The sequence below is a fragment of the Acinetobacter sp. CAU_H_60 genome (genome assembly GCF_058599385.1).
This window is the reverse complement of the sequence record NZ_CM178653.1, coordinates 1,899,596-1,912,309: the sequence shown is the minus strand read 5'-3', so window position 1 is coordinate 1,912,309 and position 12,714 is coordinate 1,899,596. Positions and strand designations below refer to the sequence as shown.

Annotated in this window: 14 protein-coding genes; 7 read left to right on the top strand and 7 right to left on the bottom strand. The window is 41.8% G+C overall.

What is annotated here, in order from left to right:
* Nucleotides 1-268 precede the first annotated feature (268 nt).
* Nucleotides 269-1,450, bottom strand: coding sequence for a transcriptional regulator (locus AC4MBN_RS08895; protein ID WP_034582940.1), 1,182 nt, complete (start codon nucleotides 1,448-1,450; stop codon nucleotides 269-271).
* A gap of 207 nt (nucleotides 1,451-1,657) precedes the next feature.
* On the opposite strand from AC4MBN_RS08895, the gene exaC reads away from it, so the two are divergent.
* Nucleotides 1,658-3,169, top strand: a complete 1,512-nt coding sequence (exaC, locus tag AC4MBN_RS08890; protein WP_180014192.1) for an acetaldehyde dehydrogenase ExaC — start codon at nucleotides 1,658-1,660, stop codon at nucleotides 3,167-3,169.
* Between the two features lie 488 nt (nucleotides 3,170-3,657).
* Nucleotides 3,658-3,885, top strand: a complete 228-nt coding sequence (locus AC4MBN_RS08885; protein WP_419374595.1) for a hypothetical protein — start codon at nucleotides 3,658-3,660, stop codon at nucleotides 3,883-3,885.
* A 10-nt stretch (nucleotides 3,886-3,895) separates the two neighbouring features.
* Here AC4MBN_RS08885 and bioB read toward each other — a convergent pair whose 3' ends face one another.
* From bioB to queG, 3 genes are all read right to left on the bottom strand, one after another.
* The gene (gene bioB / locus AC4MBN_RS08880) at nucleotides 3,896-4,897 is read right to left on the bottom strand and encodes a biotin synthase BioB (protein WP_419365861.1); all 1,002 of its coding nucleotides are present in this window, start codon (nucleotides 4,895-4,897) and stop codon (nucleotides 3,896-3,898) included.
* A 136-nt stretch (nucleotides 4,898-5,033) separates the two neighbouring features.
* Nucleotides 5,034-5,252 (bottom strand): hypothetical protein, encoded by a 219-nt coding sequence (locus AC4MBN_RS08875; protein WP_005236211.1) that lies wholly within the window; start codon nucleotides 5,250-5,252, stop codon nucleotides 5,034-5,036.
* A gap of 106 nt (nucleotides 5,253-5,358) precedes the next feature.
* Entirely contained in the window at nucleotides 5,359-6,453 is a 1,095-nt protein-coding gene (queG, locus tag AC4MBN_RS08870) for a tRNA epoxyqueuosine(34) reductase QueG (RefSeq protein WP_180018392.1), read from the bottom strand.
* 23 nt (nucleotides 6,454-6,476) lie between these two features.
* On the opposite strand from queG, the gene AC4MBN_RS08865 reads away from it, so the two are divergent.
* Nucleotides 6,477-7,934, top strand: coding sequence for an NAD(P)H-hydrate dehydratase (locus AC4MBN_RS08865; protein ID WP_419374596.1), 1,458 nt, complete (start codon nucleotides 6,477-6,479; stop codon nucleotides 7,932-7,934).
* A gap of 11 nt (nucleotides 7,935-7,945) precedes the next feature.
* Nucleotides 7,946-8,227: an acylphosphatase gene (locus tag AC4MBN_RS08860; protein ID WP_419374615.1), complete on the top strand. Its 282-nt coding sequence runs from the start codon at nucleotides 7,946-7,948 to the stop codon at nucleotides 8,225-8,227.
* Here AC4MBN_RS08860 and ruvC read toward each other — a convergent pair.
* Nucleotides 8,224-8,769 (bottom strand): crossover junction endodeoxyribonuclease RuvC, encoded by a 546-nt coding sequence (ruvC, locus tag AC4MBN_RS08855; protein ID WP_004784062.1) that lies wholly within the window; start codon nucleotides 8,767-8,769, stop codon nucleotides 8,224-8,226. The two genes, AC4MBN_RS08860 and ruvC, sit on opposite strands and share 4 nt — an antisense overlap.
* A 125-nt stretch (nucleotides 8,770-8,894) precedes the next feature.
* On the opposite strand from ruvC, the gene AC4MBN_RS08850 reads away from it, so the two are divergent.
* Nucleotides 8,895-9,461: an FxsA family protein gene (locus AC4MBN_RS08850; RefSeq protein WP_159124495.1), complete on the top strand. Its 567-nt coding sequence runs from the start codon at nucleotides 8,895-8,897 to the stop codon at nucleotides 9,459-9,461.
* Nucleotides 9,462-9,581: 120 nt separating this feature from the next.
* A complete protein-coding gene (locus tag AC4MBN_RS08845) occupies nucleotides 9,582-10,220 on the top strand; it encodes a LysE family transporter (protein WP_302700464.1) in 639 nt (212 codons plus the stop codon).
* 5 nt (nucleotides 10,221-10,225) lie between these two features.
* Here AC4MBN_RS08845 and AC4MBN_RS08840 read toward each other — a convergent pair whose 3' ends face one another.
* Both AC4MBN_RS08840 and AC4MBN_RS08835 read right to left on the bottom strand, forming a co-directional pair.
* Nucleotides 10,226-10,426: a hypothetical protein gene (locus AC4MBN_RS08840; RefSeq protein WP_419365865.1), complete on the bottom strand. Its 201-nt coding sequence runs from the start codon at nucleotides 10,424-10,426 to the stop codon at nucleotides 10,226-10,228.
* Between the two features lie 127 nt (nucleotides 10,427-10,553).
* Nucleotides 10,554-10,802 (bottom strand): hypothetical protein, encoded by a 249-nt coding sequence (locus tag AC4MBN_RS08835; protein ID WP_419374597.1) that lies wholly within the window; start codon nucleotides 10,800-10,802, stop codon nucleotides 10,554-10,556.
* Nucleotides 10,803-11,261: 459 nt separating this feature from the next.
* On the opposite strand from AC4MBN_RS08835, the gene AC4MBN_RS08830 reads away from it, so the two are divergent.
* A complete protein-coding gene (locus tag AC4MBN_RS08830) occupies nucleotides 11,262-12,662 on the top strand; it encodes a serine hydrolase domain-containing protein (RefSeq protein WP_419374598.1) in 1,401 nt (466 codons plus the stop codon).
* The last annotated feature ends 52 nt before the right edge of the window (nucleotides 12,663-12,714 follow it).

The following is a 12,714-nucleotide window of genomic DNA, read 5'->3' as shown; positions in this document are numbered from 1 at the left end:
TCAAAAAATATATTTGGGCAGTTAATTCATCAGGGTATAGCTTATTAAAATTAACTGAATGAATTCGATAATAATAAAATACTGGAATGAGCAGAGTATTGCTAAAAGCTTATTCGTAGCATGAGCTAAATCAATAAAATGTTATAAAAAAATTATAATTCTAAAGTAGTTAAATGCTTTTTATATTTTTATAAGTTGAAATCTTCTTAATGGAAGATAGCCGTAATTATCTTGCTAACGAGAAGCCAAACAAGAAATGATCTGATTTTTAAATATCCTGAAATTTAAGCAGGGTTTGATGTACTGGATGACCTTTTGGCATCAGTTCAATCAGACGTTCAACCGCATCAATTGCTTCAGGAAAGCGAGCAACATGCTTAAGTAATACATCAGTTTCATTGGCTTTAAAAATGGCATCACTGAGACGTGATTCCAGACAATCCCGCCAAGCACATAAAAATGGGCTTTCAGTTTTTGCCAGAAAGACTCCGGTATACAGTTTTAAGGCTGAATCAATATAACCAGCATCAAGCGACTGTTCAGTCTGTAAGAAATCCGCTTCAACATGCGCCAGTAAACGGTAAGGACGCGAACCAAGCATACCGCCCAGAATATCGCGTAACTGTGACATTTCAGCTTTTAGCGTACCCATGCTGACTTTACGCTCGCCATAAAGTGCTTGATGTAGGCGATCCAGACTTAAACCTTGTGGGCATAAAGCCAAAATAGCGAGAATTTCAGTCTGGCGTGGGGTTATGGTCAGGGTCTTACCATTAAAAATCACCTGAGGTACAGAAAAGGCACGAATATATAAACGCTGTTTTTGCGATTCCAGTAAAGCAGATTGAATGATGGATGCACAACGTTCGGCTGCTAATAGCCCTAAGCTATTATGTTTTTGCCAGTGGGTGGACAGGTCAATGACCCCTAGAATCTGTTTGGAATAAGGATCAATAATGGGGGAGGCATAACAGACCAGATCTTGTACTGATGGCATGTAATGTTCGCTGGAAAACACGCAGCTCGATTGTTGGGTTTTAATGGATAGGGCAAGGGCATTGGTTCCGACCAGTTCCTCACGCCACTGACCTCCTTCAACTAAATGAATATTATCAGCAATTGTGCGCAATTCAGGGCAGGAGGCTCTCCATAGTACCGTACTGCCAATATCTCCAACGGCCAAAACCATAGAGGACTGTTCAGCAATATGCTTTAAATTTTCCGCACAATGTTCCAAGGCATGACTTAAAGCCGAAGAAGTGCTGATTTGTTTTATATCTGTTAATGGGGCAGCCAGACGATTTTTGGGAATCTCGGCTAAAGAAGAGCGCTGCCAGGAGCTAACAATGCTCTGTTCGAGTTGTGCTGCATGTGAAGGCGATAAACTGCTGCTTTGACGAAGCTGATCAATTTTTTGCCTTTGTTGTATCAAGCTCTGTTCTGTCATCATTCCTTATTCTCACAATAATTCATGATTTACATCCAAATGTAATTATTATTGTTTTTATGAGGAATCAAAAGAAATGTAAATCGGTTGAGTGCCAACCTTTCTCCAACCTTATAACGCGTATGTTAACTAAATAGAGTACGGATGTACCTTATACCAAAGCTGTAGATGCAGCATTTTTAAAGATTAAAATAAGCAAAGGAAATACATATGCGTTATATCGATCCGAACCAGCCTGGCTCAAAAGTTCATTTCAAAGCCCAGTATGACAACTTTATTGGTGGGCAATGGGTGCCGCCAGTCAAAGGCGAATACTTTGATAATATTTCTCCTGTAGATGGCAAGCTGTTTACCAAAGTGCCACGTTCTAGCGTGGAAGATATCGAACTGGCGCTGGATGCTGCGCATAAAGCTAAAGCACAATGGAATAAATCATCTCCAACGACTCGCTCTAACATTCTGCTCAAAATTGCTGATCGTCTCGAAGCCAATCTGGAACTGCTGGCGGTGGCTGAAACCTGGGACAATGGCAAGCCAATCCGTGAAACCCTGGCTGCTGATATTCCTTTAGCGATTGATCACTTCCGCTATTTCGCCGGCTGTATCCGTGCGCAAGAAGGCGGCATTTCTGAGATTGATGAAGATACCATTGCCTACCATTTCCATGAGCCTTTAGGTGTGGTTGGTCAGATCATTCCATGGAACTTCCCGATCTTGATGGCAGCATGGAAATTGGCACCGGCTTTGGCCGCAGGCAATTGTATCGTTCTGAAACCGGCAGAGCAGACCCCGGTCAGTATTCTGGTACTGGCTGAGCTGATTCAGGACCTGTTACCTGAAGGTGTATTAAACATCGTGAATGGCTATGGTGTTGAAGTCGGCCGTCCACTGGCTGTGAATCCGCGTATTGCCAAAATTGCCTTCACTGGTTCGACTGCTGTAGGTCAGCAAATCATGCAATATGCCACTGAAAATATTATTCCGGTGACACTGGAACTTGGTGGTAAATCACCAAATATTTTCTTTGAAGATGTCATGGCGCAGCAGGATGATTATCTGGAAAAAGCACTGGAAGGTTTCACCATGTTTGCCTTGAACCAAGGGGAAATCTGTACCTGTCCATCACGTGCTTTGGTCCAGGAAAGTATTGCTGATCAGTTCCTGGAACTGGCAATCGATCGGGTTAAACGTATTAAAACTGGTCATCCACTCGATACTGAAACCATGATTGGTGCGCAGGCATCGCAGGAACAGCAGGACAAGATTCTGGGGTGTATTGCAACAGGTCGCGGCGAAGGTGCAGAAGTGCTTGTTGGTGGCGGTGTACGTCAGGAAGTCGGGCAAGGCTTCTACATTGAACCGACCATCTTTAAAGGCACCAATAATATGCGTACCTTCCAGGAAGAAATTTTTGGGCCGGTACTGGCAGTAACCACCTTTAAAGATTTTGATGATGCCATCAAGATTGCCAACGATACGATTTATGGCCTAGGTGCTGGTGTCTGGTCACGTTCGGCACATACCTCGTATCGCGCTGGCCGTGCCATTGAAGCGGGTCGTGTCTGGACCAACTGCTATCATATCTATCCGGCCCATGCAGCCTTTGGTGGTTACAAGAAATCTGGGATCGGTCGTGAAAACCACAAGATGATGCTGGATCATTACCAGCAGACCAAAAACCTGTTGGTGAGTTATTCAACCAAGCCAGCTGGTTTCTTCTAAATAAAAGCAAAAAAGCGAACTTCGGTTCGCTTTTTTTATAGTAGAGAATCTTTAATAAGTGGTATTTGAGATATAGATCACAGATGCTAATTAAAAGCATGAATCAATTGAAATTTAACTTTATCGGAAAGTTGTAAAAATGAATGAAATAGGTTTTACATTTTGAAAAATTCTGGTTATAAGTTAGAGGTGGTTTTTATCCAGAACAACAAATCGACACTCAGGAAGGGTGCCTAAAGAAGCGTATTTTAAAAATGATGAAACGGGAGTTTTATAATGCTTCAACTACTGAAAAAACTATTCTGCTTGCACATTTATGAATATCAACACATGGAAGAGATTGGAACGCATTGGGAATGTCGCAAGTGTGGGGTCAACAAAGACTGATACTGAACAGAAAAAAGTGAGCAGATGCTCACTTTTTTGTGCCTGAAATCCGGAAGTTTTCGCTAAAATATCCGTGAATAAAGAGCTTCTACGGGTGCAACATGAGTAAAGACTTTCAGTCTGATACCTATATTGTTGATGAGAATCTGGCAGATACTCTGCATTGGCTAAGCCTGCATCAGGATTGCTATGATTCTTTTCATTATGATGCTTTAAGTCAGACACTCACGGTTGAACATGCCAATGGTGCAGATGTGATCCGGGTCGGTGATTATCTCAATGCCAATTATGGCATTTTAATTACTGCACATAACTTTTCAGCGTCTTGAATTATTTCAATTAACTTGCCATTGCATCAGTCGCCAATGCGCGGATGCTTGGCTTAGGTTGTTCTGCTACCAGTCCCAATTTTTCAAAGAGCTGCTGGTCACGACCTTTGGCTGTATTTGGAGTCGTTAGCAGTTTTTCGCCTGAAAAAATCGAGTTGGCACCTGCTATAAATGCCAATGCCTGATCTGAGTCAGTCAGTGATTCACGGCCTGCCGAAAGACGAATATAACTTTTTGGCATCAGAATGCGGGCCACTGCAATAGTTCGAATCCATTCAATCACATCCAGTTTTTCAACATCTGCCATCGGTGTGCCTTCAATTGGCACTAGCATATTGATGGGCACAGATTCCGGATGAATTGGAAGGGTAGAAAGCTCAAACAATAAACCGATCCGGTCATTGCGACTTTCACCTAAGCCAACAATGCCACCACTACAGACTTTTAAACCCGCTTGGCGTACATGGTCCAGTGTATCCAATCGGTCATCAAAGCTGCGGGTACTGATAATATGTGAATAGTATTCACGTGACGTATCCAGATTGTGATTGTAATAATCCAGTCCAGCATCTTTCAGGCGTTCTGCCTGTGAGGCATTCAGCATACCTAAAGTCATACAGGTTTCTAGTCCAAGTGCTTTCACTTCACGTACCATGTCTAGCACATAAGGCATATCACGTTCATGCGGATTACGCCACGCTGCTCCCATACAGAAACGCGAACTGCCAGAAGCCAGTGCTTCTTTTGCTTCCTGAATTACTTTTTCTACTGCAATGCGTTTTTCTGCTTCGAGTTTGGAATCATAATGTGCGGACTGAGAACAGTATTTGCAATCTTCCGGGCATTTACCGGTTTTAATAGAGAGTAGGGTACTGACCTGAACGGCATTGGCATCAAAATATTGACGATGAACCTGTTGAGCCTGAAAGAGCAAATCCATTAAAGGTTGTTGATACAGGGCCTCAATTTCTGCACGAGACCAATCATTACGTATCGGATTAATACTGTTCATCTGTCCATCCTTGTTCATATTTATTTATCAGGCTCCATCTTAAGTAAAAGTATCGCCGTCTTCATTAGCAAAATATGACCTTATAGAAAAAAAACCCACACAAGGTGGGCTTTGTTGTTGAACTCTTGATCAGACTTTATTCACGATGATTTCCGTGAATATTCTGATTTTGTAAATCACTACGATGTTGCTTGTTTAATACACGTTCATCTTGTTCGTGCTGGTTATTTTTTGGAGAGCCAAGCGGGCCATGTTGTGACTGCTGCTGTTGCTGTTGTTGCTGCTTCTGGTGTTGATGTTGCAACTCTTCAAGCTGTTCCTGATTTTGATGTTGTGTATCAGATGACTTTTGCATATCCACCTCCGGCTTTATTTCTATTCTTTTTCCTTTATGCCATAGCTTGCACAGTAACTGTGTAAGGCTTTGACGAGAAAATGTGAACCGAAGTAAAAATTGAAAATTACCGGGATTTTGCCAGTTGTTCCTGTATGGCCCAGTCAATATGAACTTGTACAATCTCATCATGTTGATTTTTTTGAGCTTGTAATGCCTGAACAATCTGTGGATCAAATGGCGCATTACCCAAGCCGATCGCAATATTGCGCATAAAGCTTTGATAGCCAGTGCGGCGTAATGGACTGCCTTCAGTTGAGTTTAAAAATGTAGCTTCATCCCATTGCCAGAGATCCAGTAAACTCACTTGATCCAGTCCATGTCGGGGATGAAAATCTTCAATCGTAGTTTTTTGAGCAAAACTGTTCCACGGACAAATCAACTGACAATCATCGCAACCAAAGACCCGGTTACCAATTCCTCGACGTAACTCCTCTGGAATGATTCCTTTATATTCAATAGTTAAATAAGCAATACAGCGGCGTGCATCCAGCATATAAGGTTCAACAATAGCCTGTGTGGGGCAAATATCAATACAGGCTGTGCATGAACCACAATGTTTGCTTTCAGGTTCATCAAAAGGCAGTTCCAGTGAGCTAAACAGTTCTCCTAAAACAAAAAAAGATCCGGATTTTTTGTGGATTAATAAAGTGTGTTTGCCGGTCCAGCCCATACCCGCACTTTCGGCCAGAGATTTTTCAAATACAGGTGCAGAGTCTGCAAAGGGACGGGATTCAAATTTACCGACTTTTTCCCGAATTTTTGCAGCCAGCATTTTTAGGCGCCCGCGCATGGTTTTATGATAATCACGACCACGGGCATAACGGGCAATAATTGCAGAATTTGGTGCATAGGGTACTAGACGCGGTTCTGGAAGATCGACCAGATAGTCCATTCGTACACAGATCACGGATTTGGTATTAGGAATAAGCAGTGTGGGATCGGCACGTTTTTCCAGATTTTCTTCCAGAAACTTCATATCACCGTGATAGCCGCGGTCTAAATATTCCTGCAAGCGAGCTAATTCTGCTTGAGCATCCGGTTTGGCAATGACACAATCAGAAAAACCCAGCTCTCGTGCCTGCGCTTTGATCCACGCCTTCAGTTCATTTGGATCTTGTTGATAAACTTGAATTTGCGCTTGGGAATCGGGTGTTGTCATAAACCAGAAACAGGAAATAAGAAATGCAGCAGCAAGTTTATCATAGCCGCGATATACAAGCATGGGAGCAGCGTTGGTTTGGCAAGCAAAATAGTTCTTATGGTTTGATGCAACAGGTGGCATGGTCGATTGCGCAGCGACTCATCCCCTTGTTGGAACAACGGCAATTGACTCAAATCGCTGTGTGTTGCGGTCAGGGTAATAATGCCGGTGATGGTTATCTGGTAGGTAAATATTTAAAACAGGCCGGTTTTGAAATAGATATTTATGCAGCAGAACCCGGTCCATCACAGGATCTGGTTCAAGCAATCCAGGAAGCTCAGGAAATCGGTATATCCACTTATTCAGATTTTAATTTTCAGAAACAATATGAAGTCTATATCGATGCCTTATTTGGGATCGGCTTGAACCGTGATCTGAATGAAAATTGGCAACAGATTATTCAAAGTATTAATGCCCAGCAAGGACTCAAAATCGCAGTGGATATTCCAAGCGGACTGCATGTCAATACTGGACAGCCTTTGCCGGTAGCCATTAAGGCAGATCATAGTTTTACTGTTTTAGGTTTAAAGGTGGGATTATTTACCGGACAAGGCAAAGAATATGCCGGCAAGGTAGAGGTCATCTCGGCTATTCCTCCTGATGTTGAACTTGTGCCGATAGCTCAACTTTCCTCGACTCAAATTCATCTGCCTAAACGTGAGGCTTTTGGACATAAAGGCAGTTATGGGCATGTGCTCGTGATTGGAGGACATGCTGATATGGGTGGTGCGGTCATTATGGCAGCTGAGGCGGCCTTTGCTGCTGGTGGTGGTAAGGTCACTGTGGTTTGTGATGCCAAACATCATACGGCCATTTTGTCACGTGCTCCGAATATCATGTTGCGTGATATTAATGCGCTAGATGCTGAGCAACGCCAAGCTTTAATTAATCATGTGGATGCTGTCTGTTTTGGTATGGGGCTAGGACGCGATACTTGGGCTGAACAGCAATATAATTACTGGTTTGACCTGATTCAGCAATCAGAACTGGAGACAGTTCTCGATGCAGACGCCTTGTGGTTTCTGGCAAAAGCACCACAAAAGTTGAATGCCCATACTTATGCAACACCGCATCCGGGTGAAGCGGCTATTTTGTTAGAAATGAAAGCATCAGGAGTCGAAGCAGATCGTATTCAGGCAATTCAACAGCTCCAGCAAAAATATCAGGGACAATGGGTGCTCAAAGGTTCAGGTAGCCTGATTTTAGAAGATGCTCTTTTCATCTGTACCGCAGGCAATGCCGGTATGGGAACCGGAGGGATGGGAGATGTACTTGCTGGCATGATCGCCAGTTTGAAAGCCCAATTTAGAAATACTATCCATTTACACGAGATCGTAACTTTGCATGCACTTGCAGGTGATGTACTGGCGGAAAAGGGTGAACGCGGCTTACAGGCGCAAGATATGAAATATGCCATTTACCAGGTCGTGAATCACTAAGGACAATAAAAATACAGGCCATTCATTTAATCATTCAGGGTAAAGTGCAGGGCGTGGGCTACCGTCGCTGGTTTGAACAACAAGCAATTCAATTAGGTTTAAAGGGTTTTGTACGTAATCTGGAAACAGGCGAAGTTGAGGCTGTCATTGTTGGGAAGGAAGCGATTGTTCAGGACATGATCCAGCTCAGCAGAACTGGATCACAACGTGCAGAAGTCACTGCAATTCATCAGCAGAGTTTGAATCTTCAAGACGCGGATTTTCAGGATTTTAGAGTATTAACTAAAGACTAACGACGACGGGTGCTGACCCGGCTGCGTCCGCGTGCCATACCGCCTAAGGCATTCAATACGGCCATTTTACTCATGCTGCCTGAAGCATGAGCATGACAAATCGCAGCAGCAAGTGCATCGGCAGCATCTTGTTGCGGTTTGATTGTCAGGTTCAGAATACGCATAACCATCATCTGAACCTGTTCTTTGTCTGCAGCGCCATAGCCTACAACAGACTGTTTGATCTGCCGCGCCGTATATTCAGCAACTTTGAGATCTAGGTTCACCAAGGCGGCGACTGCCGCACCTCGTGCCTGGCCTAGTTTAAGAGCAGAATCCGGGTTTTGTGCCATAAATACCTGTTCCACCGCAGCCTCGGTCGGGCCATAAAATTTGACAATCCGTTCTACACCGGCAAAGATTCGTTTTAAACGTTCAGGCATTTCCGCTGTTTCAGTTCTAATCGTTCCCGCATCAACAAAAGTGAGTTTTGAACCTTCTTTTTGGATGATACCGTAACCTGTTAGACGCGAACCGGGATCAATCCCAATAATTAATGACATGCCTGCACTTTAAAAATAAAATAATGCCCATATTGTTACATAAGCGTATCAAAAAAGCTTGATCCTGATGAAGCAGTTGATTACAGCATCCTAATATTTATTTTACTGAGATTAGATTAATTTTCATGAAATTATTTCTTATTATCCTGGCCGGCTTAGTCCTCGAAGTATTTGTATGGATTGGCGTGGGTGACCTTGTCGGGAGCATGTGGTACGTATTTTTCTGGTTCGTGGCGGCCTTCTTTATTGGTATGAACCTGATCCGGAAATATTCGGCTGGTGTAATGCCACAAATGCAGCAAATGCAGATGGGACAGATGAGTGCAGATCCGGCATTATCGAATAATTTGCCAAAGATCTTAGCCGGCTTTTTCCTGCTGATTCCTGGTTTGATTAGTGATGTACTTGCGGTATTAATGCTAATTCCACCTGTACAACGTGCTTTCCAGGCAGCCATGATGAAAATGATGATGAAACGTCAGCAAGCCATGATGGAAAAAATGATGGGTGGCATGATGGGCGATGTCGGTGGCGGTGCAGGTCAAAACCCGTTTGCGGAAATGATGCGTCAAATGCAAGATATGCAGAACCAGCAGGGTGGTCATGGTGATTCAACTATTATTGATGGTGAAGCTCGTGAAGTGACCCCGGAAGCCAAGAAAATTGAAATGAAAGATGTGAACAAGAAATAAAATCACGCTTTCAATATAAATGCTTTAAGCCGAATCTTATGATTCGGCTTTTTTATTGGAACTTTCTAATTTCGTTAAACAAAAGTTATAATAGTTTTTTTACCATTTGATCTTTTTTAAATGTCTTTGCTTTTTACCATCTGTTTTCTACATTTTGTAGCTCAATTAAGCCCCGGTCCTGACATTTTACTTATCGCAAAAAGTGCAGCCTCTACGACACGTATGAATGCCTTAAAGGTGATTGCTGGAATTTCAGCGGGGATCGTAGTTTGGGTGGTATTGACGCTAGCAGGCTTTACAGTATTGATCGACCAGTTTCCCTGGATTCAGCAGGTATTGATGGTCATCGGTGGGTTATTTTTGGCCAAAATGGGCTGGGCCATGCTAAAAGGCGGATGGCAAAGTTTTCAGAATAGACATCAAACTCAAGATGATTTAAATACGGTAGAAGCACCAAAAAGTTATTTTATGCAGGGTTTATTGACTAATCTGTCGAATCCTAAAACCCTGATCTATTTCAGTAGTGTATTTTCACTTGCCCTAAGTTCATCAGCTTCTGATTATTTAAAAGCGCAACTGGCAGTGATTATTCCGCTGCAAACCTTTATTACTTTTACTTTACTGATGCTATTAATTTCCCATCCTAAAATTAAAGAGGCTTATCAGCGATCAGGAAGTTATATCGATATGATTTCAGGCGGATTATTCCTGATTTTTGCAGTCTGGTTATGGTATGACGCGCTGATTCTAATGAACTAAAAATCTTAATTCGATGGGGTAACAGAGGAGTTTTCGGCAAAAAGCTGCTGTGCAGCGGAAGCGTCAGAAACTGGATTATCCTGTTTCTGTACTGGAGACTGATAACGATTCGGTTTAAGGGTGGCCTCAGTATTTTCCGAACCCTGATAACTGCGACTGCGATTGGCACGCTCACGTAACCCGCCTTTTTTAATTAACTGAACCATTTTCATCTCTCACTGCAAGATGACTTATTGTAATTCAAATTTTCTATTCTGGCAGCGTTTCATATTCAAGTTAAAAACGCATAAAAAAGACCTGATCCAAGTCAGGTCTTGCTGGAGGATAAAAAAATTAGCGCTGACGTTTATTATCTTGTTGTAGCACATCAAATAATGATGACTGAGCTGGCACTTCCTGCTGCTGTGGCTGGATATAAACATGCATTACCTTGAATGCGATTGCAGTAACCAGACAGGCCACCAGACATAAAATCCAAAAACCATAAGGGCTGCGAATATTATGTGAGCCACAGGCATGACATTCTTTTTGGCCAGCTTCCACAACTTTATCGCAGCACGCACAGTGATATTGATAGTACATTGCTAAGCTCCATTACATTTCTGATATTTTTTTTGTTATCTTTCACGGACTTTTATCTCAGGTCTGTGTTTCATGTTAATGATGCAATTAGACGCTGACAAGTCATATAACAAAAAGTTACCCAAGTCTCAGTGAGGAAAACAAATAATAATTGGCTAAGTACATAACATCATTAAGTTATTCCGAGAAATTTCTCTGAAATAATTAAATATGCTATCTATCAATTCATAAGCAATTTTTGAACCAGTTCGAGTGGAGCTTAAGAACAACAAGTATAAAATGGGAAATAGACAGGGCAAGAACTTAGATGAATTGATCTGCCCTAAAAAATAGAATGATATGGAATATATTTTGCTTATTTTTTAGCTATTCGTTGCACTGTATTAAGTCTATAAAAATGTTTAATTTCAATAATTTTTATGAAAGTGCATTATAAACTTAAGGAACAATACTGATCTCATGAAGAAAATATCACTGTTTTTATCATCCTTGCTCTGTATGAGCAGTCTTTATGCACAATCGGATATTGAAAAGGAAGTTATTGCCCAGTTTCAGCAGGATTTTAATGCGCAAAATTATGCAGCAATTTTTGAAAAGTTTTCACCTGAAGCGAAAAAGGCAATTCCTTTAAATATGTTTGAAAAAGTCTCTAAAGACTTACAGCAGCAACTAGGCACAATACAAAGTCTTGAGTACTTGGAATCCAAAGGTAAAGAAACTGCAGTCTATAAGGCCAACTTTGAAAAAGACCGTCTGAAACTCAGCATGAGTTTGAATAATGATCAACAGATTTCCGGTCTTTTATTTACGCCCTATATCGAATCTACTGCAGCAAATAATAAGACAGTCAATGCTATTCAAGGCTATCCAAAAGCGATTGCAGAGAAAATTTATCAGGCTACTCGTACTTTTCCAGAACAGACTCAAGTGGCTATAGCGGTATTAGATCAAGACCAAACCCATTACTATGGGGTACAGAAGCATAAGGACAAAATCCAGGCCAAGGCCAATCAGGATAAAGTCTTTGCAATTGGTTCTCTGACCAAAGTAATGACATCAACCATATTGGCTGAACTGGTGACACAAAATAAAATTAAACTGGATGACAAGATTAATCCTTATTATACCTTTCCATTTAAGGACAATATCCAGCTTCGCTTTCAGGATTTAGCCAATCATACGTCAGGACTGCCACGACTACCGAGTAATTTGGAAGTAGATGATGATACTGATCCATATAAGGAATATGATGCAGCTAAACTAGAAGAATATTTAAAAAATTCATTAGAGCTTGAACATGCAAATAACAGTGGAAAAGTGCCACATTATTCTAATTTGGCTGTGGCTTTATTGGGACAGAGTTTGAGTCAATCACAAAATCAGGATTTTGCTGAGTTACTCAATGAATATGTCTTTAAAAAGTATGGGATGAAAAATAGCTATACCTCGCCTGATCAAGCAGCTAAGCCACTTGTGCCTGCATTTGATGCCCAGGGAAAAGAAATCACCACCTGGACATTTGATACCTTTTTACCTGCGGGCGGCGTGCTCTCTACAGCTTCAGATTTAACCAGATTTGCACAAGCTCAGTTTGATGAAAAAAATGCAGCAGTGCAATTAACCCAGCAAGCAACCACAGAACAAGCAGGTAGTTACCAATTGGGATTGGGCTGGTTTATACGAGAACAGGACAATGGCACCAAAATCATCTGGCATGGGGGAAATACCGCAGGGCATTCTGCTATTTTGATGATTGATTTAAACAAGAAGAAGGCAGTGACGATTTTAGCTAATGTTGCTGCTGTACATCCTGAAATGGGAAATATTGAAAAACTGGCTGCTCAATTACTACAGGAATAAATCAGCTTTAAGATATAAAAAAGCCCGCATTGCGCGGGCTTTTTTAATTCAT

Coding starts and splice junctions, on each gene's coding strand:
- bioB (WP_419365861.1), bottom strand. CDS start 4,897: ATGAACAGTATTAATCCGATACGTAATGATTGGTCTCGTGCAGAAATT.
- AC4MBN_RS08850 (WP_159124495.1), top strand. CDS start 8,895: ATGAAATTATTTCTTATTATCCTGGCCGGCTTAGTCCTCGAAGTATTT.
- AC4MBN_RS08835 (WP_419374597.1), bottom strand. CDS start 10,802: ATGTACTATCAATATCACTGTGCGTGCTGCGATAAAGTTGTGGAAGCT.
- exaC (WP_180014192.1), top strand. CDS start 1,658: ATGCGTTATATCGATCCGAACCAGCCTGGCTCAAAAGTTCATTTCAAA.
- queG (WP_180018392.1), bottom strand. CDS start 6,453: ATGACAACACCCGATTCCCAAGCGCAAATTCAAGTTTATCAACAAGAT.
- AC4MBN_RS08840 (WP_419365865.1), bottom strand. CDS start 10,426: ATGGTTCAGTTAATTAAAAAAGGCGGGTTACGTGAGCGTGCCAATCGC.
- AC4MBN_RS08885 (WP_419374595.1), top strand. CDS start 3,658: ATGAGTAAAGACTTTCAGTCTGATACCTATATTGTTGATGAGAATCTG.
- AC4MBN_RS08830 (WP_419374598.1), top strand. CDS start 11,262: ATGAAGAAAATATCACTGTTTTTATCATCCTTGCTCTGTATGAGCAGT.
- AC4MBN_RS08845 (WP_302700464.1), top strand. CDS start 9,582: ATGTCTTTGCTTTTTACCATCTGTTTTCTACATTTTGTAGCTCAATTA.
- AC4MBN_RS08895 (WP_034582940.1), bottom strand. CDS start 1,450: ATGATGACAGAACAGAGCTTGATACAACAAAGGCAAAAAATTGATCAG.
- AC4MBN_RS08865 (WP_419374596.1), top strand. CDS start 6,477: ATGCAGCAGCAAGTTTATCATAGCCGCGATATACAAGCATGGGAGCAG.
- ruvC (WP_004784062.1), bottom strand. CDS start 8,769: ATGTCATTAATTATTGGGATTGATCCCGGTTCGCGTCTAACAGGTTAC.
- AC4MBN_RS08875 (WP_005236211.1), bottom strand. CDS start 5,252: ATGCAAAAGTCATCTGATACACAACATCAAAATCAGGAACAGCTTGAA.